Here is a 24,848-nt window from a genome sequence, read left to right on the forward strand (position 1 = left end):
CAAGTTAGTTTCGTCAAAACTTTTTTGCTTTCTTTATAAAATTATAAAAAAGCCATGAAGCTATTAAATAGTTTCATGACTTTTTGAGTAATATTTTGTTAGTCACTAAGAGTATATCAAAAAGATTATTATATAACTAGTTTTTAACAATTTATATATTATCTATTTTTATTTAGTTGTATCTTCAAATACATTTAGCATAAAGCCACTAAATGTTTGACCATAAACAGCATTAGCTTTGATTTTAACATACTTAGCTTGAACACTTTGACCTAAATCAATGTTTTGCAAAGAGCCATCATCCTTAAGTCCGTTCACATACTTAACTAATGATCAACTTTGACCATCCATGCTGGTGTAAACCATGCAAGATTGCATTGCACCCGTATTAGCCGTTGTTTGATATTGTAGTTTATTGATATAACGTGGTTTATCAAGTGCAAAAGCAAAGTAACTTTGACCATCTGCTTGGCTTTCCCAGCTAGTGTTAGGATTGCCGTCTAAGAAATTAGTTGCTGGATTATTTTTAGCCTCAAAAGAAACTTCAAAGACACTTAAGTTTTTAAGCGGCACATAACAACTAGTTGCTTGATCTTGGCTAGCTTTGAAAGTAAAACTCTTGGTTGGACTAGCTAAAGTTGTTCCCGTAGCTTTTTTGCGCACCAAGACCGTTTGGTTACCGCCAAAACGTACACCATCAGCTAAAGTTGCCGTGTAATCATGCCATGTTTGTCCATTATCTTGACTGTATTTTAACCCATTAACTTGACCAAGCAACACATCTTCATTATCGTTGGCATAAATTTGACCAAGACTTACTCCATTTGTAAGTTCAATCTTATATGTTACATCGGTTCCCATCAAACCAATCACGATACCATTTTTAGCATTTAAGCGAGCCAATTGACTAGCGTTCAAATGAATAACGTGTTGGTCAGTGTATTCTTGTTCACCAAATTTTTCCCATGTCTTGCCCCCATCAAGAGATACACGTGTTAGAACCTGGGAATCTTGGTAACTATCGTTTAAAACAATTGCACCTGCATTTTTCCATCAAATCCAAAGGTTGCTAGATTACCAGAACTCTTACCTAATAAAGTCTTAGCAACTTCACGACACGCACTTGGTTATAGACTTTCTTTGTCTGTTGCTTGACTAGCTTTAAGCAAGGCATCGCGTTGTAAAACTTCGACTTTAGCGGCCAAGCTCTTATCTTTAAAGTGTGGTTTTAATATGTTTAACAAATCATTGAGTGGCGCTGGATAATAGGTATAAGCCGAAATGATACGTTTGGCTAAATCAAACCATTGCTCATCGGTCGTCTTTGGATTACTTGCAAAAGAGTTCAACAAGCCATCTAAGACATCTAAATTAATATCTAGATACTGTAATGCCTTATAATAAGTGGCTTGGCGCTTATTAGAACCGTTCGGATAACTTTGGGCCAATAAAGTATAAATCATCGAATCTTGGTACTTATCAAATTGATTTAGTACACCTTGTGCTAGCAACAAATAGCTAGTATTGTTGCCAGAATCAAGGTTGTTATAAGACTTGTTACCCCAACTCATCAACAAACGTGCTTGGATTTCGTTGATGCCAACCCAGCGACTATATGAATTTTGCCAACCATGTAAATCAGTCCAAATATCCCAGATACTTTGACCTGCAGTATTTTGTTGGTATAACAAGTAAGCTTCATGGTGTGGTTGCTAGATATTAACAGCTGGAATTCCTTGAACTTCAGCTTGGTTCATACCGATATCAGAAATTCCCCAACAAATCCCACCTGATTCAAGTAACATCCACAAATGATAATCACCGTTATTACCATAACTGATGTTATATGGTGCTAAATTGTATTTTTGTTCCCACATTTGACGGTTATATGAGCTATAAAACTCAGGGTTACTGTAATTATAACCTGTCTTGTAAGCCACATAAGTGTAGCCATTTAGGCGTGCTGGATCTTGGTGGTTGGGATAATCATGTTCAAGCTTATCACTTAACCATCTTATTTTACTATCATTCATCTTAGCATCCATGACATAACGCACCAATTCCATTGGATAGTTGGCAAATTGTTGTTTGTCAACGAAACGGTTATTGTCGTATAACCACTCAAAATTAGCGTACTTAACAACAGGATCGGAATTAGTTGCCCTACCACCGTAGTTGACCATAAATGTTTTGATATTTTTAGAATAAGCCGCAGCAGTCGCAAGTAGCATCTTTTTATAGGTTAAATTTTGCATATCTTGATGATAAGCTTGATACAAACGCGTCAAGGCTACCAAGCCATTGTAGCCGTTGCCATTGTAAAAATCACCAGCTTGAATAAATAATTCTAAGGCGTTGCTATCGTTTAATAACCAATCCCAAACGGTATCGACACTGGCAATTTCTTTAGAAAGTTTTTGGATATTGTCATAGCCTAAGCGTGCTACTAACGTTCTTTCCAAGATAACGTGACGTTTTTTAGCAAAGTTATATTCAACTGCATACTGTGATAGATACTTATCATATTTTGCCACTGTCTTTAAACTTTGATAACCTGTTTGCGCAATTTTACCTGTTGCTGGTTTTAAATCTTGGTATGTATCTAGGTTAACTCTAGTTGGATTATTTAAGACACTTTGACTTTTGTTTGTTGCTTGTAACAAAGGCGAAGTAGCCATCACACTAGTAGCTTTGGCATCGAGTGCTACACTCAATGTGCTAACCATTAAGCCCCCCAATAAACACATAGTTGTTAATTTCTTCATAAAATTAAACTTCTTTTAAATCAAACTACTTTCATTATACTAAATTGCATGCAATATTTTTTGCCAAAGAATTTTAAATAAATAACAGACAAAAAAACAGCACCTCAAAATGAGATGCTGTTAAAGATTAGATCGTTTCTTTACGTAAATTATCGTAATAAGCCACCATAGTTGCATTATAGTATGGAATAACCCAAAAAGAAGCTAATCCAAAAGTGAGTAGCACTAATATGAACCAGCCTATAAAGCTTAATTCTAAGATAAATAATTCAGCCTTGTGACCATCCATCAATTGACGGCTCATCGTAACGTAATCAGCAAAGCTATTTGTGCTAGTTTGGTCGTTATCTACACAGTCTTTATAAATATAATAGGATTGAGAATACGAATAGCGCTTGATAATTCCAGGAATGATTAAGGCAAATGTCCATAAGGTTATAAAAATAAACTGGATACAGTAAAGGACAAAAAGTCCAAAAACATATTTGTGTCTAAAACCAGTAAAAAGATCCTTAAACTTAAAATCTTTATTACCACTTCTAAACCAATCAAGCATCTGATACATTATACCTGTCATAAACATTGTTATAACAAGTTTTATCATGACTCTAGCAAAAAAGTTATCGGTTAGATTGCTCGTAGTATTTTCGTCGACAGCGCTAAAATAAATTTGTCCATCCACCCAATATATCAAGCCAATGCCTAAAATAAAACCGAACAATAAAATTCCTAAAACAGGTAAGATATTTAATTTCAATGCTTTGCCATAATTACTTAAAATCAAAGCCTTAGCTTGTTTTTTTAAAACTCTACGCGTTGGCATAAAATCCCCCCTTTTAGATAAGGATAAATATACCACAACTAAAAACTTTTAGCCATCATCAAAATTTAAACCTCCCTTAACTAAAGTCAAAATATTCTTGGGCAATGCGCCATCTTGCTGATTAGCTTTCTAACCACCAGCGCTTACACAGTTTTTGCTTTCAGATAATTTCTTTTGCTTTTTTTATCTTCGGTAATTTAATAGCTCAGTCCTTACCTGTTGTTTCGTAGTTTTTATTGCATTTATCCCAATGATTGAATACAAAACGCACATAGCTGATTAGTATTTTTTGACCTTTTATTAAATATGACATTTATAGACTTTATGCCCTAACATATGCTCAACTCTATTGGTTAAAGGATTTATTCCACGATTGAAATCAATAATATTTTCGCTACGTTTATAAAAATAATTTATATTTTCTTAATCACAGAAACTGTATGTTATAATTAAAAGAAGCTTGTAGAAGGGAATTTTTTTCGTGCAATTTTATACATTTATCATTAATCCAGCAGCTGGAAATGGCCATGTTAAACACATTTGGCCTCAACTTGAAAAATACTTAGAAACACATAATATCAATTATGCGGTTCAAACTACAAAATACCCTGGACATGCCAGTCAAATCATCCAAGAACTCGCTATCTTAAATCCTCAACCTATTATGGTTGTCTTAGGTGGCGATGGGACATTACACGAAGCTTTGAATGGTTTGCAAACTAAAAACCTACAAGCTACATTAGCCTATATTCCTTGTGGTTCTGGTAATGATTTTGCTAGAGGAGCTAATATTGATTTTGATCCATTAAAAGCCCTACAAAAAATCATAACCAATCCTACTTATCAAGACATTGATATTGGTTTTTATCATGATGCTATTCGCAATAACAGTGCCTTTTTTACCAATAACTTAGGCATTGGCTTTGATGCTAACATCGTTTATTTAGCCAATCATTCTTATAGCAAACGTTTATTAAATAAACATCAGCTTGGCTTTTTGGCCTATGCTTTTTCCTTTTTTAAAGCTTATTTTCGCCAAAAAACATTCAACCTCACGTTGACTTGTCAAGATACTACTTATACATTTCAAAAAGCCTTTTTATGTACAATTACCAATCATCCTTATTTTGGTGGCGGAGTTTGTTTGATGCCTAAAGCCAAATTAAATGACGGTAAACTCGATGTTGTCATTATCGAAAAAAAATCTACTTTGCATTTTTGGTATTTATTTTTATTAATGATCTTGCCAGGACATCTTCATAGTCTTTCTAAAAAAGTTCATCATTTTCAAGCAAGCTCAATTCGTTTAGAAACGCCTGCTTGCAATCATTGTCATGCCGATGGTGAAGACTTAGCTTGTGCTCCAAGCGATCTGACATTTACCATCAAAAAACAACATTTTATCATTTAATTTCAGAAAGGAAGGATTCCCATGAAACAACGCATCATGCGTCAACCTTGGTCGCGTTTTATCTTATTTTTGTTTTCTTTAGAATTAATTGTAATTTCAGTTAACTTCTTTTATGCTCCTATCGATATCGCAGCTGGTGGAGCCACAGGAACAGCCATCTTACTCGAAGCTGCCTTTGGAATCAATCGTGCTTTAAGTGTTTTGGTTATTAATATTTTAATGATTATCTTGGCTAGCATTTTTCTTGATCGCCAAGTCGTTAAAAATATCGCCTTGGGTAGCTTCGCCTTACCTATCTTACTTTATCTAACACCTAGTTTTAAAATCGTGTCTGATCCATTGTTAGCAGTTATCATTGGTGGTGGCGTCTTTGCGATTGGCATAGCTTTACTCTACCGCATCAATGCTTCAAGTGGGGGAACAACTGTCCCTCCGATGATCTTAAAAAAATATTTCCATATTAATCCAGCATCTTCTTTACTTGTAATCGATATGATTGTTACAGCCTTCAATATTTTTGTATCTGGTTTAGATGCCTTTTTCATGGCTGCTTTTTCGCTAATTATCACGTCACTTGTCATGAATTATACTGAAGCTGGTTTAGATCACAAATATCAAATTCAAGTTATGAGCAATCATAAATTAAACGAAATCAAAGAAATGTTACTAAATGCCGATCATGCCCTAACCATTACCGATGTTCGTGGAGGTTTTAGCGCTAATAACAAAGAAATGTTAATGGCGGTCATCGATAATTCAGATTATGGGCCACTAATCAGTGCGATTCATGATGTTGATCCTGATGCTTTCATCGTCGCTTCAAATGTTGTTAAGGTGCATGGCGGAACATTTGGTTTATAAAAAGCAATCAAGCAATTGAGCTTGGTTGCTTTTTTTAAACACAATAGTTGACACCGTGTCACCAAAAGTGATATAGTTAAATAACAATTCTCAGTGACACCATGTCACCAAAAGAAGAAAGGAGCTCAAAATGGTCAAAGAAACTTTTACTAATTTAGATGAACACAAAAAACAACGCGTCACTCAAGCATTACTTCATGAATTTTCCCAGCATTCATTAGCCGATGCTCAAGTAGCACGTATCGTAAAAGAAGCCAACATTGCCCGTGGCGCTTTTTATAAATATTTTACAGATTTAACTGATGCTTATCTGTATTTATATCAAATCGCTTTGGCACATATTCATCAAAGATTAGCCTTACAAACAAGTACTCATCCTAAAAGTGCAATAGTTTATCTAAAAGAAACACGCCTTTTTTTAGAACAAACCTCAAAAAGTCCTTATTTTGCTCTAATCAAGATGCATTTGACCTATAACGAATCTTTATTATCTCAAGATTCATCTACCAAAGATATTAAAGAGCCGTTAACTTGGGCTGTTTCTGTCTTGACGCATCAAACAATTAAAGAAGTAATCGCTCATCCCTCTAAACAAGAAGAATTGCTAGCCAAACTCAAGGTTTCCCTTGAAGCATTGCTAGCACCAAAGGAGATAATCTAATGTTTTTAGCCTTAAAAGAAATCAAACATGAAAAAATTCGTTACGGTTTAATCATCGCAATGGTTGTTTTAGTCAGCTATTTAATTTTTATCCTCACTAGTCTAGCATTGGGGTTGGCTCACCAAAACACTGCGGCTTTAGAAACGTGGGATTTTAAACGAATCGTCTTAAACAAAGATGCCGACGTTAATTTACGTCAATCCTTATTAAGCAACCAACAAATCAAAGATATGAAGCTTGGCTCAAACGAAGCCATCCTTGGTCAAGCATCTATTGTCGTTAAACAAAAAGGTGCTAAAAAAGTCGCAGCTAACTTTTTAGGAGTTAAAAAAGATGAATTCATCTATAAAAATCTTGTATTAACCTCTGGTAGAATGCCTAAGAAAGCTAATGAAATTGTTGTTGACGACACATTAAAAAATAAAGGCTATGCTTTAAATGACAAAGTTTTACTTAACTCGTTGCCTCAAAAGTTTACAATCGTTGGTTTTACCTCTGATTCTGAACTTAATATTTCACCTGGAGTTTATGGACTTTTGCCAACTTGGCAAGCATTAAAGAGTATCAGCCCTCAATTTGTTGCCAGTGCTGTACTTTCAAAAAGTAACTCCTTTAAACCAAGTGTTAATGGTGTTGCCAGTTATTCTGAAAAGACCTTTACACAAAAACTTCCAGGCTATGAAGCACAAAATGCAACGTTTAGCTTCATGATTGGCTTTTTAATGGTTATTTCGTTGATAGTAATTGCTGTCTTTTTATACATCATCACTATTCAAAAACTGCCAAATTACGCAGTATTAAGAGCGCAAGGTATGCCAGCTAGTTTTTTAGTTAAAGCTACCTTATTTCAAGCTTTGATTCTTGTCCTCAGTGGTTTGATGATTGGGGTTGCATTAACTATTCTAACCGCTTATTTCTTACCAGAAGCAGTTCCTGTCAGTTTTAATATTCCATTACTTGGTTTGGTAGCTTTAGGATTATTAATCACCTCTAGTTTAGGTGCTTTACTACCAGTTAAAACTATTTTAAAAGTCGATCCAGTTAAAGTCATTGGAGGTTAACAACATGGCAACTTTAGAATTACACAATATCAATAAATCATTTGGCCAAGGCTCTGCTCGCGTTGATGTCTTAAAAAATATCGATTTTTCAGCAAAAAAAGGTGAAGTAATCTTAATATTAGGTCCTTCTGGCTCTGGCAAGAGTACCTTTTTGACTATTTTAGGTAATTTACAAACGCCATCAAGCGGACAAGTTAAAATTAACGGTCAAGATATCGGTCAGCTTTCAGATAAGCAAAAAGAAAGTATCCGTCTTAATCAAATCGGATTTATCTTACAGTCTTACAATCTCGTCCCCTTTTTAACCGTCGCTGAACAATTTAAATTAGTTCAAAAAGTTAAAAAAGAAGATAATTTAACTGACGCACAATTAAATGATGTGCTTGATATCTTAGATATTAAACAACTTAAAAACAAATACCCTGGTCAACTTTCTGGTGGGCAAAATCAACGGGTTGCCATCGCACGTGCTTTATATACCAATCCAGAAATCATTTTAGCCGATGAACCAACGGCTGCCTTAGACAGTCAACGAGTTGCTGAGGTAGGCAAGCTTTTTAAAAAACTAGCTGTTAAACAAGATAAAGCTATCATCATTGTTACTCATGATTTGCGCTTGCAAGAATTTGCAGATAAAATCTATCATCTTGATGATGGCAAACTGACACTTGCTCTGAAACAAGCTTAATATATTAAAAGAGATGAAATTAATTTTTCGTCTCTTTTTTGTTTACTATCAATTGAAATCTTAAAAAAATAATCCTATAATAATCACAACTTTATACAAATTACTCATTTTAAATGAATAAGCTTACTTATCAAATATGAGAACTTTTTAACCAAAACACCTAGCAAGCAGGCTTAAAATTTTTAAGTTATTGCTTGAATGGTGTTTCTTTTATATCTTACTAACTTTAGTATTAGAAAGGTGAATTTTATTGGTTTTTGACAGGTGAAATGGTAGAATTGCTCCAAAAAGACATCAATAATATTGTTTGTATGCAACCGTTTGGCTATTTACCTAACCATATTGTCGGTAAAGGTATAGTCAAAAGTTTACGCCAAAAATATCCTAAAGACAACATCGCACTAATCGATTACGATCCAAGTCTATCGCTTGTTAATCAACTGAATCGTTTACGTTTAATGTTAGCAACCGCGCAAAAAAACTTAGCTACCGACTAAATTTCAAAATGAACCTCTTTTGTTTGAATTTCCAAACAAAGGAGGTTCATTTTTCCTAATAAAAAGGATTGACTCTTGTATAATTCAAGCATCAATCCTTTTTAATTTATTTATATATTTTTATTTAGAATAATTAGGTGCTTCTTTAGTAATCGTTACATCATGTGGATGCGATTCGATTAAACCAGCTCCTGTGATTTGTACAAATTGCGCATCTTCTGTTAGAGCTTGTAGATTCTTAGCTCCACAATATCCCATACCTGCGCGCAAACCGCCATCCATTTGATATACGATATCTGCTACACTACCCTTGTAAGCTACACGACCTTCGATTCCTTCTGGCACCAACTTGTTAGCTTCATTAACTCCGCTTTGGAAGTAACGATCAGAAGAACCATGAGTAGAATCCATCGCACCAAGACTTCCCATTCCGCGATATGTCTTGAAACGACGACCTTGATAAATAATTGTTTCACCTGGTGCTTCATCTGTCCCAGCTAACATTGAGCCTAACATTACCGCATTACCACCTGCTGCAATTGCTTTAACAATGTCGCCAGAATACTTAATACCACCATCGGCTATGATTGTCTTACCATATTCACGTGCCACACTTGCAGCATCATAAATTGCCGTTAATTGTGGTACTCCTACCCCAGCAACGATTCTAGTCGTACAAATTGAACCAGGTCCAATCCCAACTTTAACTACATCAACTCCAACATCATATAATGCTTTAGTTGCTTGTGCAGTCGCAACATTTCCAGCAATCAATGTTGCTTGTGGGAAATGTTCCCGAATTTCTTTAATCTTACGAATTACACCGGCTGAATGACCGTGTGCTGTATCGATAACCAATGCATCTGCACCAGCCTTTAATAATGCTGCTGCTCGTTCAAATGTATCGCTAGTTACTCCAACTGCTGCAGCAACTAATAAACGACCATGCTTGTCTTTGGCTGCATGTGGGAATTCAACTACTTTTTCGATATCCTTGATTGTAATCAAACCTGTCAACTGACCAGCTTCATTGACAATTGGCAATTTTTCAATCTTATTAGCTTGCAAGATTGCTTCTGCTTTTTGTAAAGAAGTCCCTTCCGGTGCAGTAATCAAGTTTTCTTTAGTCATGACCTCCGCAATCTTAACAGAACTATCCGTAACAAACCGTGTATCACGATTCGTGATGATACCACAAAAGATTTTATCTTCCAAGGTCTTTACAATTGGTACCCCACTAATGCGATATTTGTGCATCAAGCATTCAGCTTCAGCAACAGTGTTATCTGGTGTCAAATAAAATGGATCAATGATGACACCACTTTCTGAGCGTTTAACTTTTTTGACTTCATCTGCTTGGCGCTCAATTGTCATATTTTTATGAATTACCCCTAAACCGCCTTGGCGGGCCATCGCGATTGCCATCGCTGCTTCTGTAACAGTATCCATTCCCGCACTGATGATTGGGATATTTAATTTCAAATTATCTGCAAGTTGCACACTTAAATCCACTTCATTTGGTAAAACGTGACTTTCTGCAGGTATTAATAAAACATCATCAAATGTAAAACCTTTTTTAGTAAATTTTGTATCCCAATTAGACATCCTTAAAACGCTCCTTTGGCTTTATTTTTTGTTTTCTAATCTACAAAAAATCCATCATAAATGCAAGTACTTTTTTGCTTTTTTCTAAAAATTTACAATTTTATCTTTGCAAAAGTTAATAGTTCGTTTTTTGCTCTGAAAATATTCTATTTCCAGGATAAAAATCAACATTTTAAACTTTATCCGAAAAATCCAAACTTCCAGTCACTAATTTATACTGGGCATATGGCAAAGGATTATCTAAACGTAAATCCATCCCTACCACCTTACGCATTTTTTTATTAGTTTGAACGGTTACTTCTTCTTTGATTGTTGAAGCTAAGATCTTTGCTTTACCAAGATAATAAAAGCCTTTGCCATCAGCATCATTGCGTTTAATAAAAACATGGATTTTTAATTTTTGTTGTCCGTGACTCACACCTGCTAATAACTGTTTAACCTCTCCAGACGCTAACGTCCTTGGGCTTTTGGTATACCATCTAAATGTAGCATTATCACTAAAATCATTATCATAATTTTCCGAATAATGATTTTTAGTTTTTTCATAAGTGACAAATAACGGACATTCCCTTTCTCCAACCCAATAACCATACATCGGTGCGCTTAAATCTTTATGCCAGTTCAACAAGCGACAAACATCTTTGCGCGTGTATTGTTGATATAAAGTAAACTGTTGTGCTTGATTATATTCTTTAGCAACCAACAAGCCTGTATCTATGGCATCTTTTAATAAATATGCAAACCATTTGTTTTGACTTAAACTTTCTTTCAAATCTGAGATTAAACTATATCCTAATAAATCTTCTTTTATCAGTGGATATGCCCCATATTGATCAGATTTTAGTCCGTCTCTAACCTTAATTTTAAAGAAATCTAAACTTAAAATATTAACAACCGAATCTAAAACATCTTCGTTAACATAACAGCCAAATTTTTCAAGACAAGCAATGTAATCTAAACGATTGACTTGATCGTTAGTCAGCAATAGTTTTAACAATAATAATTCATGTGCACGCATTCCATTTAATAATTCCTTTGTCACAAAAGTTAAAACTTGATCTTGATAAGTATCCAAAGAAATCGGTTCTTTGAGCTTAACTAAAAAGTGCGCATAATTGGGTAGTAAAGAATTATTAGCAAAAACCCGTGGATCAAGCTGGCCATTGCGATAAAAGTCTTTTAGCAAAACAATTCGCCCTAGTTTATCCTTTAGTTCTTGATAAGCTTGTTTTAACTGGAATAATGAATCTAATTTGCTAGCCTGAATCGCTGCATAGATTTGTTCTTTAGCAACTTTGGTGAAATTAATCGTTGATAAACCAATAATCGGTTGTAGCATCAATTCGCTTTTAGCACGATCTTTACTTGCCATTCGATCATCATACAAAGCTAACGGGATTAAGAAATTATTTTTATAGTTGCCGATAAAGTCTATGATTGTCACAAAGTCTTTATCAACAAATTTACGCAAACCTCTGCCAAGCTGTTGAATAAAGACGATCCGTGACTGGGTATTGCGCAACATAATGACTTGATTAACACATGGAATATCAATTCCTTCGTTAAAAATATTAACGGTTATCAAATATTTAAGTTTTCCCTGCTCTAGTTTAGCGACAGCTTCATTGCGAGCCTGGATACTTTGTTCATTAGTTAAAGCTTGGCTAGGATGGCCCTTTTGAGTCAAAATATCGGCAAGTTGTTTAGCTTCTTCTTGACGACTACAAAAAATCAAGCCATGAGTCGTTTGCTGCGAAGTTTCATAGTAAGCAACTTGTTTTAAAATATGTTGGACACGCTCTTCGCTAACCAAGCGACGCAAGCTAGTTGTATCAGTGATTAATTCGCCTTGATATTCATAATCTTTAACCCCAACATAATGAAACGGACATAACATATCGGCTTGTAATGCGTCTTGTAAACGAATTTCATAGGCAATATTATGATCAAATAAACTATAAATCTCTAACTCGTCTGTTCTTTCTGGTGTTGCTGTCATCCCTAAACAAAATTTAGGGGTGAAATGAGCTAAAATTTTTAGATAACTCTTTGCACGTGAACGATGTGCTTCATCAATGATCAAATAATCAAATTCATCGGGTTTAAAACTCGCTAAGGTTTCATCTTTTGCTAGGCTTTGCATAGTTGCAAATAAATATTTAGCATCCACTTGTCGCTTTGTGCCCGCTAAAATCCCATAATCACTGTCTTTGCCACCTAAGACATTTTGAAAACTTTGCTTGGCTTTTTGTAAAATTTGCTCACGGTGCACAACAAATAACATTCGCTTAGGTGCAAAGCTTTGAACATCAAATGCAGCTAAATACGTCTTACCTGTTCCAGTTGCCGAAACAATCAATCCCTTGCTTTCTTGACTAGCACGTAACAAAGCAAGTTGGGCTAAAGCCTCTTTTTGCATCGTATTTGGTGTTAAGTTTACCTTTTGTTTTAAATTAGTCTTCATTTTAAGAGGAGCTTGATAATTAGCTTGATAAGAACTCAACCACACATTGTCTAATGGCTGTGCACTTTGCCAAGCTTCCATAAATTGCATATGCATTTCTTGAGGTAAACGTCCATCTTGATGTGAACTAACACGCAAGCTCCATTCAAAATTTGCTAATAAGGCTGCTCTAGTCAAGTTAGCACTCCCGATAATCGCCGTTTGATGCGTGTCATGTTCAAACAAATATCCCTTGGCATGAAACCCCTGTCCAGAAGCAATTTTGACCTCGACATTTGGTAACTTAAGCAATTCTGCAAAAACAGCCGGACTATTAAAATTAAGATAATCAGCCGTCAAAAGTTTGCCTTTAATGCCTTTAGCTGCCAAATCAGCTAAAACAACCTTTAATGGCGTCAACATATCCAACGTAATAAATGCAACTGCCCAACTAAAACTGCGACAACTTTCTAATTCATCTTTTAAATGTTGCCAGATTGTTTCATCTTTTTTATTGGTCAACAACCGTGGCTGTAAAAGCTCATTTGCCCCCAAATGTTTAGCATCAATAAAAGCATTACGCAACGTCGCTTCTAAATTTTCAATCATCAAACTCCACCTTTGTCAAATCTTGCAAAACCAACCATTCTAACACCGGACGTGTAGCGGGTAACCAATCAAGTATCAATAAGTTTTGCGGATAATCCCAGATAAAGTCATGAGCTGCAACTTGGTTTAAATTATGGGTTTTAAGCTTAGCTAAATAAAATTGAATATTAATATGTGCATAGCTATATTCGAAATTACTAGGTGTCTCAATGCGCGGGCCAATACTAATCATATCGCCTAATTCTTCGTAAATTTCTCGGCGTAAAGCTTGCTTAGGCGTTTCACCTAACTCAATTTTCCCACCTGGAAACTCAAAACGTCCGCCTAAAATTCGATCTAAATTACGTCTAGTTGCCAAAATTTTCCCGTCTTGAATCAAAACAGCCGCCACAACATTAACGGTTGGCTTCATATTTATTACCTCGTTGTTTTTATTTTTAATTATATTCACTCTATTCACAAAGTGCAAAAAAATAAGCACCCTATTAGGTGCCTATTTTTAAGCAGCTGCATGCAACATTTCAGCTAAACAATCGCCTAAAGCTTGACAGCCTTGCTTGATTTGTTGTTTACTAACGCCTGAAAAGTTTAACCGCATATGATTTTTCTGACCACTAACTGCAAATAAACCGGAACTTTCAATAAATGTTACTTTGCCGTTTTGCAATAAAAGTTGATGCGCATCAATTTGAGCTGGCAATGTGACCCAGATAAAAAAACCGCCGTCTGGGTCACTGATTTGACATTCTTTTGGTAGATAACGTTTAAGATACTTAACCATCGTTTCTTTTTTATCTTTGTAGAAACGATTCAAGTTTTGAATATGCTTTACTAAATCATTATCGCTTAAGTATTGGTCAATCATCTCGGCTACAACATTTGATGGCTGACAATCATTTGCTAAACGTAAATTAGATAATTGCTTAATCAATGCTTCATCAGCGACTAACCAGCCCATCCGTAAGGCAGGCGATAAAATCTTAGAAAAACTTCCTAATGTCACTACGTTTCCGGCTTTATCAAAACTTTTAATACTTGGCAAGTCTTGACCTGCATAGCGTAACTCACGATATGGATCATCTTCAATGACCAAAAAGCCATACTGACTAGCCAACTGAGCTAGTCTTTGGCGTTTAGCAAGCGACATACAACAACCTGTTGGATTTTGAAAATTAGGAATTGTATATAACAATTTAATTGGATGTTTACTTAAAAGCGTTTCTAACTGTTCAATGTCTAAACCATCTGCTTGTAATTGTACTTCATAAAAAGTTGGTTTACGTACCTTAAAAGCTTCTAAAGCTCCGATATATGTTGGTCCTTCAACAACTACTCCATCACCTACATCTAAAAACAAATCAGCTAGTAAACTAATACCTTGTTGCGCACCTTGTGTCAACATAATATCAGCTAATTTAGCTTGTATCGTTTGTGTTGAGTGAACATAGGTTAAAATTTTTTTACGTAAACTATCCACACCTAAGACCGAACCGTACTGATAATACTGTTGACCGGCATTTTTACTCCGGCTAACAAACGCTTGGTCTAACTGCTCTTTAGGAAAAAGTTCACTTGCTGGATAACCCGCGGCAAAAGAAATTACCTCTTGTTGATTAGACATTGTAAACAAATCATCTAAACCTGATTTTTGTTGACTAAAACGTTGTGAAAGATTTGGCAACATACACCTAACCTCCTTAAAACTTGAATTCCATTCGTTTAACTATGTTCAGTATACTTTAATTTTTTAATTAAGTAAAACTCAAGTTTATCTTCTAAAGATGAAATAATTTCATGTTATCTTCAAAAAAAGACACCTTAATTTGGTGTCTAACTATTAGCACGAAAGTTTCATTAACATTTCAAACATCTGCTCAGTGCTCAAAGGAAAAGAGATATACAAAACGTTTGTCGCAGGAATTAACTTCTTTTCGTGCCATGCTTTATCCATTAAAAACAATGTTTGTGCGCTTTTTTTATTATTTAAAAGTTCTGCTTGAGTAGTTGCAATCTTTAAATTCATAGGTTTTTTAGAATACATTTTTTGCAAATAATCCCGTAAAAATAATGCATCACTTCGTTGTTCTGACACAATAACTACATCACTATAATGTTTGGTCGTTAATATTATTGCCATTCGTTTATATAAAATCAAATTATAATGATTGCTTAACTTCAAACGTTTATGATTCCACTTTTCTAACAACTTAACTAAATCATAATAAGTTTTTGTCGTGCGATATGGTGTTTCAATCATGATTTTACAGCTATTTTTAATGTTTTGAATCCCTAAAAATGCGTCCCGCAAATAAATATACAATGCGGTGTAAAAATGTTTTTCTCGACTCTTTTCAACAATAAATTTTTGCTTTATTTCACTGATCAATTCATTGACCTTTGGTAACGCAAAAAAGCTCAATTCATTTTGTAAAACCATTTGCACTGGTAAGTTTTCATCAAAGATATAAGGATTAATTGCTAAAAATACAACCAAGGCAAATTTTTCTTCAAATAAGTAATTTTCTTCAGACCAATATTGGGACAAATATTCTTTAACCAATTCACAATAACCCGTCGGATACATTTTGGCAGATATTAGGCTTTCTATGTCTGAATCAAAGTCACTTTTATCCCATTTTGATACCAAGATACTTTGGTTCATCAAAAGCTGATACAAATAATGTTGTTCTTTAGTAAATACTATTCCTAATTGCTCTTCTAATTTTGTTAGTATTTGTTCACAAGCACTACTAAATTGCTCATCCATAAAGATGAGTTGCATATTTAGGTGCTTAACCAATTCAGCTCGTAAAAAACGCAATAAAATCTGATTACCACAAACTTGATTATCTTTTAATTCTAATCCGGTCTCTGCAATGTACTTCACAATTTCTTGTCGCATACGGTAACCTTTAGCCGTAGAAACTTTTTGTTGCTTAATAAAATCTAAAAAATCAATTTTGTTTTCATAAATAAAAAAATATTGTAAAAATGTTAAAAATGTTGATGTTGCGTAAAGTTTATGTAGATAATCATCTAGGTAAGCCTTATTAGGTTTTAAACCATAATCACCTTTATCGGATTGCTTTATTGGAATTTCTAGTTCATTTTGTAAATATTCAACATCTGATACCACAGTCATAGGTGAACACTCTAATACAAAAGATAATTTACCTAATGTTTCTTCTTGATTACAATATAATATATTCAAAAGTTTCGCTCTACGTACAACTGTTTTTTCCATATAATCTAAAATCATATCAATTCCCCGTTTAATTTATCTTGCTAACCAAGATAAACTCTTTTACGCTTATGTTTAAGAAATTTTTATCTATAATTATAAAAATTAATATTTTTTAATATATAACCATATTATACTTCGCTTAAAATTATCAGTAAATATTAAATTATTGAAAAACAAAGAGGCTGAGAAAAACTCAGCTTCAATAGAAAAAAGCTCACGTCAAAAAAATTGGCATGGGCCTTTTCTTATGGCTAATCTCCTGTTAATATTAAGTTCCCTAAAACCAATAAAGGAGATGTTAACCATGTACAAAAATTATAACACATCTGAACTAGAATTAGATATTACTACTTATTTATTAAAATTACCATCTGACCATATTGCGGTTTTAATCAGCCACTTCGTGGACTCAATTTTACTTAATATTCTTTCAGAAGAGACTTCACATACCGGTCGGCCTGCTTTTCATCTGGCTATGCTACTAAAAATGACGCTTTTTGCTTATCATGAAGCTATTTTTTCTGGCAGAAAGATTGCTAAATTAAATCAGTATTACCTTCCTATGATGTGGTTAAGTGGTAATACTCCCATTAGCTATAAAACTATCAATAATTTTCGTTCTAGTGATGCAATAAAAGAACTTATCAAAGAAACTGATATTAAACTAGTTGAGTTGGAAAAAGAAATTGAAGCCAAACCTAAGGTTAAAAAGGTGGTTCAAAAAACAAACATGTTCGTCGTAAATTAAAGAGTATCAAACGTAAATTGAAAGAAGATTTTCTTCCTAGAAAAGTGAAGTATGAACGTGATAGGGAAATTTTCAAAGATCGCAATAGTTTCTCGAAAACAGATACTGACGCTACTTTTATGCGCGTAAAAGAAGACCACATGCAAAATGGTCAATTAAAACCTGCTTATAATTTACAAATTGCGACCAGTGGTCGCTTTGTTTTGCACTATGATATCTTCCCTAATCCAACGGATACACGAACGTTAGTACCTTTTTTGAAGTTTTTTCTAATTTGGATTTATTTAAATACATTGTTGCGGATACAGGCTATGGCAGTGAAACCAATTATCAAGCAGTTATTGACAAGTTTGAAAAGATTCCATTGATTCCTTATGGAATGTATCAAAAAGAACAAAGTCGTAAATACCAAAGAGATCCACAAAATATTAACAATTGGACATATCACGATAAAGATGATTATTATACGAACCCTGATGGAGTCGTATTTAAGTTCCAAAGATATAGTTCTCGTGTGGATAATATAGGGTTAAACGAGATTTCAAAGTCTACGTAGCTGATAAATTTCAAGCGACAAAGAAATTAGAACAATTAGCGCAAACTCAAAAGGGACAACAACGGACTAAATCAATAAACTTAAACTGGGAATATTTAAAACATAAAGCTAAAGAAAACCTTTCTAGCGAAAAAGGTTCAACTATCTACCCAAGAAGACGAACAGATGTTGCAACAATTTTCGGAGATATGAAGGGGAATTTTGGCGTGCGCCGAGTACACGTTAGAGGTGAAAAAGCAGTTCGAAATGAATTAGGATTACTACTTTTGGCGATTAACATATCAAAATTATGGCATTTATTCCAAAAAAGAGGGATAAAATCCCTAAAAAAACGAACCCAAAATAGACATAATAGAAAAATAGCTGATCAAATTTCATTTTTAGAAATTCAATCAGCTATTTTTATGTCAGACTGGTACTTTTTTCCCAGCCTCATCCTTCTACAATTGCAAGATTAGCTGCTAATAAGCCGTTTTGTAGCCCTTTTAATTGTAAAATTTGAGTATTTTCATCAACTGTTAAAGTCATTTCTTGATCCATATAAGTTTCGCTATAGTCTTTATAACGAATCACGCCCATATCTGAATCAAGTTTAGCATTGTAGTCTTTTTGATATTTACCTTTTGGTACTATGACTAATCTAAAAACTGTCGATAACGCACATGCGCCCTTGGGTGACAGCGGGCCTACTCCATCATCAAAATCTAGTAATAAATCAACATGGCGTGTCGCAACTTTAGCAGCTATTTTTTCCTTGGCTGCTTGTGTAATATTCAAATACATAAAGTTACCTCCTTATGTTCTTTACCTTAATTATAGCAACAATCTTTAGGCTAAGACATTTATTTGCCTAAGCTACATGATTAAGTTAGCCAAGGGATAACCGATAGTATACAAGATGATAATCGCCACACAACTAAAACCTATTCCTGCTTTTAGAGTCGTTTTAGTTGTCAGCCATCCAGAAGAACACGCGACTGCCACAAACGGCATCGAAGGCGGTGTTGCACAGCCAATTGACGCACCTAACCCTATTACACTTGTCAAAGCCAACGCATTTGCACCACCACTTAATGCTAGTGGAGCTGCAACTGATGCTACAACTTGTGAAGTAACAATATGTGAAGAAATATTAGACTCAATTGTCGCCCACATTATAAATAACAACAGCATACCTGCAACACCTACACTTGCTAATACAGGTTTTAGCGTTGCTGTCAAAGGTGCAATAAATCCTAAATTAGAATCTGTCAAACAACTTCCTAAAGCTAGCGTCGCACTACACATAATTACACTAGGCCATGAGACTCCTTTAACAAATGCTTCATTTAAATCAAGTAATGCTTTGTTTTCAAACTTGATAAGTGCCAATAAAATCAAGCCTAATAATGGCGGAAAAGCCGTTCCTAATTTAGCTAAACTCGTATTAAAAAAAGGCCAAATGCCTCCAAGTAAACTTGGAGCCACCCACAAAAATACTACTAAAGCAAAAATACTTACAATTGCATTTTCAACTTGTCTTGGCTTTTTTATAACTGTAAAATCAGTCTTATTTAAGCCTAAAAAAGTTGGCGTTTGTGGACGCCAAATAAATCTAAAAATCACTAGCATTCCGATAAATAAAACTATCCCTGTAGGAATACCAAATAACATATATTTTCCATAATCTATTGTAGTACCAGTTAATGTTGCATAAGCACTGGTTGCCAAGACTGGAAAAACATGTGCGATTGGTGTCATTCCGGCTGATAGATTAACGCAAATAATCACCCCCATCAATAGCATTGATGCAAAACTGTCTCCTTTTTTCAAGCCTATTAATGTATAAATTTCTTGTAAAATAGGATAAAAAATAAAGAAAAGAACAGTCGGTGCAATAAATAATCCTGTACTTAAAACAGCCAAGAAAAATAAAATACTCATTTGCCAAGGGCCTTTTTTAGCCCAAGAAGAAGTCACAAAAAAAATCGCTGTTCTTCTAACAAATGAAGTTTTTGCCAAGGCATAAGTACACATAAAAGTAAATAATAAAAATGCTAGGGTTTCATTACCCAAAGAAAGTGCCAAAATCTTTTTCATGCCTAGTTCAGGAATAAGCGCTAACGATAATAAACAAAGTAGACTAGGCCAAGCAATATCTACCGTAATCCATAACAATAATGTAACGACAAACGTTGCTAGCAAAGCAAAATTACTTTGTTTTAAAGTTCCAAATGTAACAAGATGGCTTAATATTAAACATAAAATTAAACTACTTGTCCATATTTTTTGTTTCATAATATGTCTCCTCTAACTAAAGCTATAATTATATTTTTAACATAGCCTAATTTAATATTTTATCATCATTATTACCCGCACCAAAACAATTTATATTCTATAATATTAACTTTATTTTAAAACTCTTGTCGTTGAACTTTTTTTAGCCTTACAATAATACTAAGGAAAGGAGGCAAAAAATGAGTTTGCAAACACCTTGGGGCGCCATCAAAGTGTTAGTTGTTTCAAAAGAATATCCTTTTACTGACCAAAAAATTATTAGCCATTTTAATTGCGAAACTTTTTTAATCACCTTACCTCAAATCACATATACTAAACCTACATTCCTTTATTGTACCTTGAATGCTGATACGCAAAAAACATTGATTGATGATATCGAACAAGATGCTCGTTTTTTAAGACGCAGCATCTATGAACTAGATGAAAACTATGACATTACTGCTAAATTAATGATTACTTCCACTAGACAACATGAACTAGCAACTTTTGGTTTAGAGCAAAGCTTTTATATGAAGCACGGCCTAGGAGTCTTGTTAGATACTCATTTCAGTCAGCTAAATTATAATTTTTGTGTGACTTGGCTTAAAGATAAACATCTTGATTGGCGTAAACAACAGCAACTTTTCTTGGCCAGCTGTCATCCCTTATGTACAAATAATTATCTTACTTACTAAAAAATGATACCGAATTTTCAAAAGAAAACTCAGTATCATTTTTTTATTTTTCAGGTAACAATTTATTCATCACAATCGCTACAATAGCACTCACGGCAATTGGTGAAGCTAATAGATATTGAATTAATTCTGGTGCGTTTTTGGTCAAAGCAGCCGGCATAAATAACAAACCAACCGCAAAAATCAATGGTACGCCAATAATATAAACTTGGCGTTCAGTTAGCGGTTCATTTTTGATTACTCTAAAGCCACTTAACATGATAACAACACAAACTACAGCAAAGACACCACCAATAACTGCTGTTGGAATCGCATTAATCAAGGCCGAAAGTTTTCCTAGAAATGCTAAACCAATAAAGACAAATGAAGCCCCAACAAAGACTTTACGACTTGCAACACCAGTAATTGAAATGACCCCGGCATTGGTCGAATACCCCGTCAAAGGTGTTGCTCCAATCAACGAAGCTACCAAACAACCCAAACCTTCACCAATCACACCTTGATTGATTTGCTTTTCATCTAGCGGCTCTTCAATAACAGCACTTACTGCATACCATGTTCCTGTTGTTTCGGCTAACAACACTAAATAAATCACCAACATCGTGATAATCGCAGAAAAATTAAAGCTCAAACCATAATTGATAAACGCAAAGTTAGGTAAGCTCAAAAAAGAAGTTTGACTCACGGTGCTTAAATCTAAACCACCCATTAAGTAAGCTATCACCGAACCTACAAATAATGCAATAATCACAGAACTAATTCTAAATAATTTGCCATTGTTATTAAAGTAAACACCCAACATCGAACATAAAATCATGACTGCCGCCGTCACTACCGCTAATAATACATTTTGTTGCATCGATAATGCTTTATTAGCAACAAAGATATTGCTCGTAAAAGCCGTTGGCAATAAAGTTAAACCAACAATCACGATAATTGTTCCACTTACTAATGGTGGCACAAAATTTTTAACAATATAACGATAAAGTCCGCTCATCCCAAGCAAAGTAACCGCAAGTGCCCCAACAAGCGAAGCACCCATTGCCGCATCCAAGCGTCCACCATTAGCCACGATAATTCCTGCCATAGCTCCTACTGGAACAAATGATGGCCCCTGACACACAGGTAATTTTAAGAAGAATAAAACCTGAATCAATGAAGCTATCCCAGCTCCTAAAAAGGTTGACTGAATCAAGGCTGTCGAGGCATGACCTGTCATTCCAACCGCTACAGCTATTAAAAATGGTGGCACATAAACATCCATCGCTAAAACATGTTGTAAACCTAACATCAAAGATTTTTGCCATGAAATATCTTCATTAACACCAATCGATAAACTAACTTTATTGTTTTTAGTTGCTTGCATAATCCACCTCTATTTTACTCTTTGCCCTTGTACCCAGACTTCTTTAATATTTGCTGGTGTACTTAAATATAATAATTTAGCCAAAATATCAACAGGACGTTTAAAAATGTTTAATCCTGGTAATTTATTGGCTGCCACCGTAGGATCTAAAACTTGAAAATCACAGATTTGACCTGCTTCAAAGCTTCCTAATGGTAAACATACAGCTTGTCCGCCACCCTTAGTCGCTAAATAAAAAGCTTCTAATACAGATAAACGACTGTCCTTTTTTCCTCGTTGTTGTGCTGGCAAATCAACATCGACCCCATCTTCTAACATCCGTGAGCTCATCACACATTGCTTAATATTGTCATATAAACTTGGTGAAAATCCACCTGAAATATCCGTTCCCAAGCCGACTTTTACACCTTGTTTATGCAAACGCTTGGCTTGCAAGACCCCATTAGCAAAATATGCATTAGAAATCGGGCAATGTGCAATCGCGGCTTGTTTCTTGGCAAATAACTCTCCATCGGCTTCATTAACAAAATTACAATGATCCATGATTGACTTGCGTTTCAACAAACCAAAGTCAGCCAAGACTTCGGTATCTCTTTTACCAAAACGTTCTAAGACATAATCATGTTCCCATTGACCTTCACTACAATGGGTTTGCACATATGCATCAGTTTCTTGTGCTAATTTGCCCAAAGCAGCTAGCGTTTCATCCGTACAACTTGGTACAAAACGTGGAGTAATTACTGGATAGACTCCTTGTTTAACATCTTTTCCTAATTGTTTGACTCTGCGTATAAATTCTTTCGTATCGGCTATTGCACTTTGCGAATCTTTATCGCGATAAAAATCTGGGGTTTGCTTTGGATTATCCATAACAACTTTACCAACAAATGCACGTTGTCCTTTTTGTGCACTAATCTTAGCTAATTCATAGCTTGCTTCAAGATGTTGGGTGGCAAAATACACTGCTGTTGTTGTTGCCCGTGCTAAGAGTTGCTCAACTAAATCATTATAGACTTCTCGTGCAAAATCTAAATCTTGATATTTACTTTCTAGTGGGAAAGTACACTCATCTAACCAAACGTTTAAAGGATCATCTAAAGCTATCCCAGCTTGTGGCCATTGTGATGCGTGAATGTGTAAATCCACAAAACCCGGTAGCAAATATTGCTCAGCTAAAAATTCTTGTAAAATCCCCGCTTGCTTAGCTTCTGTTCTAATTTGTTCGTATTTTTCATCATCTTGTTGAATAACCGCACTAATCATTCCGTTATCATCAACAATCATTAAGGCTTGCTTTAATAATTCAAGTCGGCCAAATTCTGGTGTAAACAACAGATTTCCACAAAAAACTTTTTGTTTAGTCGTCATCAAGACTCCTCCGTCCAGTAAAAATAATATTTGTATCATACCCTATCCTTTTTAAAAAGTCAAACATTTAAAGTTTAATCACGAATATAGTTCGTTATGTTATGAACAATAAAAAATCCGCATCTTTTATCAAGATCCGGATTTTAATTTTCACTTATTTAAATAACGCTTGAAAAAAGCAACCTCATCATCATTACACAAACTAGCAATTCCATCTCTTTGGTTAACGTGAAAGACATGATAACGTGGATTTTTCTCATCTCCATAGACGTGTAATTCATGATCAATTCCTTTAGCTAACAAATATCCATCCAAACGAAAGGCCGCATCATGCAAGAAATCATGGCTTGAAGTCATCACAAACAATGGTGGCATATCTTGATTCATATATTTTTCCACTTCTAGTTTTTCTAACGGATACGAACCATCATCTTGTTTGAAATAAGCTTCACCCACACCTGCTTGGTTTTCTGATTGATCTATAAAGTAAACACCACAATTCAAAGCAGTCGCTCTTACTGTCAATTCAGGGCGTTCATAACCAAATAATGCCCGATAAGCTGGATTGCTTAAGATAGTAACATATTGTTGCGCCATTTGTCCGCCTGCACTATCACCTACAACAAAGACATTATCTAAATCAAGGTTGTAATTTATGGCATTTTGAACGACCCAATGAAAAACAGCATTGATGTCATCTAATTCTTTAGGAAACTTAACTTCTGGTGCTAAGCGGTAATTAAAGTTAACCACCGCAAAACCTCGTTTAGCCAAGCCCATCCCATAAAATTGATAAGTTTCTTTAGTCCCATAGCACCAGCCACCACCATGAATACTGATAATAACAGGAATTTTTTCATTGATATCTTCTGGCAAATAAAGATCCAATAGATGCCATTTAGGATCTGGACCGTAACTCAAATCATCAATGCGCTTTACTCCTGGAATTTGTAAAGGCAAACCAGCATCGCGCTTATCGTCGTTTGCTTTAGATTGAGTGCGCATTTGTTCAATTTGTTGTAATACTTCTTCGTAAGTCATCATTACCAACCCTTTCGCTTTTAAATCACTTCTCAATACCAATATTATAAGCAACACTCCTTAACTTAAAAAGCGCTTACTTGACTAAAATGTGGCTCTAATTAACCTTTTAAAAAAACAAAATGCACTACATAATCAAATTCAGATTAT

At 34.7% G+C, this 24,848-nt stretch carries 23 protein-coding genes and 1 pseudogene; 9 read left to right on the top strand and 15 right to left on the bottom strand.

All coding sequences use genetic code 11. The annotated features are described in order from the left end of the window. Positions 1-168: 168 nt before the first annotated feature. From QM017_RS07840 to QM017_RS07860, 5 genes are all read right to left on the bottom strand, one after another. Complete coding sequence (locus tag QM017_RS07840; protein WP_282709397.1) at positions 169-291, bottom strand: hypothetical protein; 123 nt, start codon at positions 289-291, stop codon at positions 169-171. 42 nt (positions 292-333) lie between these two features. Further along, positions 334-918 (bottom strand): discoidin domain-containing protein, encoded by a 585-nt coding sequence (locus tag QM017_RS07845; protein WP_282709398.1) that lies wholly within the window; start codon positions 916-918, stop codon positions 334-336. Positions 919-1,127: 209 nt separating this feature from the next. Then, a complete protein-coding gene (locus QM017_RS07850; protein ID WP_282709399.1) occupies positions 1,128-1,691 on the bottom strand; it encodes a hypothetical protein in 564 nt (187 codons plus the stop codon). 21 nt (positions 1,692-1,712) lie between these two features. Continuing rightward, positions 1,713-2,765, bottom strand: a complete 1,053-nt coding sequence (locus tag QM017_RS07855) for a hypothetical protein (protein WP_282709400.1) — start codon at positions 2,763-2,765, stop codon at positions 1,713-1,715. 127 nt (positions 2,766-2,892) lie between these two features. Next, entirely contained in the window at positions 2,893-3,588 is a 696-nt protein-coding gene (locus QM017_RS07860; RefSeq protein WP_282709401.1) for a DUF975 family protein, read from the bottom strand. 481 nt (positions 3,589-4,069) lie between these two features. Here QM017_RS07860 and QM017_RS07865 point away from each other — a divergent pair, with 481 nt between their 5' ends. The 6 genes and pseudogenes from QM017_RS07865 to QM017_RS07890 form a co-directional block, all read left to right on the top strand. Next, positions 4,070-4,999 carry a diacylglycerol kinase family protein gene (locus QM017_RS07865; RefSeq protein ID WP_282709402.1) on the top strand — a complete coding sequence of 310 codons (930 nt, stop codon included), beginning with the start codon at positions 4,070-4,072 and terminating at the stop codon, positions 4,997-4,999. A gap of 21 nt (positions 5,000-5,020) precedes the next feature. Further along, complete coding sequence (locus tag QM017_RS07870) at positions 5,021-5,860, top strand: YitT family protein (RefSeq protein WP_178195216.1); 840 nt, start codon at positions 5,021-5,023, stop codon at positions 5,858-5,860. A gap of 130 nt (positions 5,861-5,990) precedes the next feature. Next, on the top strand, positions 5,991-6,521 hold the full coding sequence (locus tag QM017_RS07875; protein WP_282709403.1) for a TetR/AcrR family transcriptional regulator: 531 nt from the start codon (positions 5,991-5,993) through the stop codon (positions 6,519-6,521). Next, positions 6,521-7,582: an FtsX-like permease family protein gene (locus QM017_RS07880; protein ID WP_282709404.1), complete on the top strand. Its 1,062-nt coding sequence runs from the start codon at positions 6,521-6,523 to the stop codon at positions 7,580-7,582. Before QM017_RS07875 ends, QM017_RS07880 begins: the two co-directional genes overlap by 1 nt. A gap of 4 nt (positions 7,583-7,586) precedes the next feature. Continuing rightward, positions 7,587-8,270, top strand: coding sequence for an ABC transporter ATP-binding protein (locus tag QM017_RS07885; RefSeq protein ID WP_282709406.1), 684 nt, complete (start codon positions 7,587-7,589; stop codon positions 8,268-8,270). Between the two features lie 239 nt (positions 8,271-8,509). After that, positions 8,510-8,767 (top strand): annotated as a pseudogene (locus QM017_RS07890) (hypothetical protein); the annotation flags it as partial. A gap of 120 nt (positions 8,768-8,887) precedes the next feature. Here the strand turns inward: QM017_RS07890 and guaB are convergent. From guaB to QM017_RS07915, 5 genes are all read right to left on the bottom strand, one after another. Continuing rightward, positions 8,888-10,372, bottom strand: a complete 1,485-nt coding sequence (gene guaB / locus QM017_RS07895) for an IMP dehydrogenase (protein WP_178195226.1) — start codon at positions 10,370-10,372, stop codon at positions 8,888-8,890. Between the two features lie 172 nt (positions 10,373-10,544). Next, positions 10,545-13,424, bottom strand: coding sequence for a DEAD/DEAH box helicase (locus tag QM017_RS07900; protein ID WP_282709407.1), 2,880 nt, complete (start codon positions 13,422-13,424; stop codon positions 10,545-10,547). Then, entirely contained in the window at positions 13,417-13,836 is a 420-nt protein-coding gene (locus tag QM017_RS07905; RefSeq protein WP_178195230.1) for a (deoxy)nucleoside triphosphate pyrophosphohydrolase, read from the bottom strand. Before QM017_RS07905 ends, QM017_RS07900 begins: the two co-directional genes overlap by 8 nt. A gap of 87 nt (positions 13,837-13,923) precedes the next feature. Continuing rightward, a complete protein-coding gene (locus QM017_RS07910) occupies positions 13,924-15,108 on the bottom strand; it encodes a PLP-dependent aminotransferase family protein (protein WP_282709408.1) in 1,185 nt (394 codons plus the stop codon). Positions 15,109-15,261: 153 nt separating this feature from the next. Then, a complete protein-coding gene (locus tag QM017_RS07915) occupies positions 15,262-16,683 on the bottom strand; it encodes a helix-turn-helix domain-containing protein (protein WP_282709409.1) in 1,422 nt (473 codons plus the stop codon). Positions 16,684-16,972: 289 nt separating this feature from the next. On the opposite strand from QM017_RS07915, the gene QM017_RS09250 reads away from it, so the two are divergent. Beyond that, positions 16,973-17,416, top strand: a complete 444-nt coding sequence (locus QM017_RS09250) for a transposase (protein WP_349238482.1) — start codon at positions 16,973-16,975, stop codon at positions 17,414-17,416. A gap of 274 nt (positions 17,417-17,690) precedes the next feature. Next, a complete protein-coding gene (locus QM017_RS09255) occupies positions 17,691-17,972 on the top strand; it encodes a hypothetical protein (protein WP_349238483.1) in 282 nt (93 codons plus the stop codon). Between the two features lie 432 nt (positions 17,973-18,404). Here the strand turns inward: QM017_RS09255 and QM017_RS07925 are convergent, their stop codons facing one another. Both QM017_RS07925 and QM017_RS07930 read right to left on the bottom strand, forming a co-directional pair. Beyond that, on the bottom strand, positions 18,405-18,755 hold the full coding sequence (locus tag QM017_RS07925) for an iron-sulfur cluster biosynthesis family protein (RefSeq protein WP_282709410.1): 351 nt from the start codon (positions 18,753-18,755) through the stop codon (positions 18,405-18,407). A gap of 72 nt (positions 18,756-18,827) precedes the next feature. Then, on the bottom strand, positions 18,828-20,249 hold the full coding sequence (locus QM017_RS07930) for an SLC13 family permease (RefSeq protein WP_282709411.1): 1,422 nt from the start codon (positions 20,247-20,249) through the stop codon (positions 18,828-18,830). Between the two features lie 179 nt (positions 20,250-20,428). Between QM017_RS07930 and QM017_RS07935 the strand changes: the two genes are divergently transcribed. Next, complete coding sequence (locus tag QM017_RS07935) at positions 20,429-20,923, top strand: hypothetical protein (protein ID WP_282709412.1); 495 nt, start codon at positions 20,429-20,431, stop codon at positions 20,921-20,923. A 43-nt stretch (positions 20,924-20,966) separates the two neighbouring features. Here the strand turns inward: QM017_RS07935 and QM017_RS07940 are convergent, their stop codons facing one another. The 3 genes from QM017_RS07940 to QM017_RS07950 form a co-directional block, all read right to left on the bottom strand. Then, positions 20,967-22,289, bottom strand: coding sequence for a solute carrier family 23 protein (locus tag QM017_RS07940; RefSeq protein ID WP_282709413.1), 1,323 nt, complete (start codon positions 22,287-22,289; stop codon positions 20,967-20,969). A 9-nt stretch (positions 22,290-22,298) separates the two neighbouring features. Next, a complete protein-coding gene (guaD, locus tag QM017_RS07945; protein WP_178197977.1) occupies positions 22,299-23,657 on the bottom strand; it encodes a guanine deaminase in 1,359 nt (452 codons plus the stop codon). Positions 23,658-23,807: 150 nt separating this feature from the next. Beyond that, complete coding sequence (locus QM017_RS07950; protein ID WP_282709414.1) at positions 23,808-24,698, bottom strand: alpha/beta hydrolase; 891 nt, start codon at positions 24,696-24,698, stop codon at positions 23,808-23,810. Positions 24,699-24,848: the final 150 nt, after the last annotated feature.

Origin of the sequence: Ligilactobacillus sp. Marseille-Q7487 (assembly GCF_949152225.1) — a bacterium.
In the GTDB taxonomy this organism is placed as follows: Bacteria; Bacillota; Bacilli; order Lactobacillales; family Lactobacillaceae; genus Ligilactobacillus.

Coding starts and splice junctions, on each gene's coding strand:
- QM017_RS07855 (WP_282709400.1), bottom strand. CDS start 2,765: ATGAAGAAATTAACAACTATGTGTTTATTGGGGGGCTTAATGGTTAGC.
- QM017_RS07860 (WP_282709401.1), bottom strand. CDS start 3,588: ATGCCAACGCGTAGAGTTTTAAAAAAACAAGCTAAGGCTTTGATTTTA.
- QM017_RS07870 (WP_178195216.1), top strand. CDS start 5,021: ATGAAACAACGCATCATGCGTCAACCTTGGTCGCGTTTTATCTTATTT.
- QM017_RS07875 (WP_282709403.1), top strand. CDS start 5,991: ATGGTCAAAGAAACTTTTACTAATTTAGATGAACACAAAAAACAACGC.
- QM017_RS07880 (WP_282709404.1), top strand. CDS start 6,521: ATGTTTTTAGCCTTAAAAGAAATCAAACATGAAAAAATTCGTTACGGT.
- QM017_RS07885 (WP_282709406.1), top strand. CDS start 7,587: ATGGCAACTTTAGAATTACACAATATCAATAAATCATTTGGCCAAGGC.
- guaB (WP_178195226.1), bottom strand. CDS start 10,372: ATGTCTAATTGGGATACAAAATTTACTAAAAAAGGTTTTACATTTGAT.
- QM017_RS07900 (WP_282709407.1), bottom strand. CDS start 13,424: ATGATTGAAAATTTAGAAGCGACGTTGCGTAATGCTTTTATTGATGCT.
- QM017_RS07905 (WP_178195230.1), bottom strand. CDS start 13,836: ATGAAGCCAACCGTTAATGTTGTGGCGGCTGTTTTGATTCAAGACGGG.
- QM017_RS07910 (WP_282709408.1), bottom strand. CDS start 15,108: ATGTTGCCAAATCTTTCACAACGTTTTAGTCAACAAAAATCAGGTTTA.
- QM017_RS07915 (WP_282709409.1), bottom strand. CDS start 16,683: ATGATTTTAGATTATATGGAAAAAACAGTTGTACGTAGAGCGAAACTT.
- QM017_RS09250 (WP_349238482.1), top strand. CDS start 16,973: ATGTACAAAAATTATAACACATCTGAACTAGAATTAGATATTACTACT.
- QM017_RS07925 (WP_282709410.1), bottom strand. CDS start 18,755: ATGTATTTGAATATTACACAAGCAGCCAAGGAAAAAATAGCTGCTAAA.
- QM017_RS07930 (WP_282709411.1), bottom strand. CDS start 20,249: ATGAAACAAAAAATATGGACAAGTAGTTTAATTTTATGTTTAATATTA.
- QM017_RS07935 (WP_282709412.1), top strand. CDS start 20,429: ATGAGTTTGCAAACACCTTGGGGCGCCATCAAAGTGTTAGTTGTTTCA.
- QM017_RS07940 (WP_282709413.1), bottom strand. CDS start 22,289: ATGCAAGCAACTAAAAACAATAAAGTTAGTTTATCGATTGGTGTTAAT.
- guaD (WP_178197977.1), bottom strand. CDS start 23,657: ATGACGACTAAACAAAAAGTTTTTTGTGGAAATCTGTTGTTTACACCA.
- QM017_RS07950 (WP_282709414.1), bottom strand. CDS start 24,698: ATGACTTACGAAGAAGTATTACAACAAATTGAACAAATGCGCACTCAA.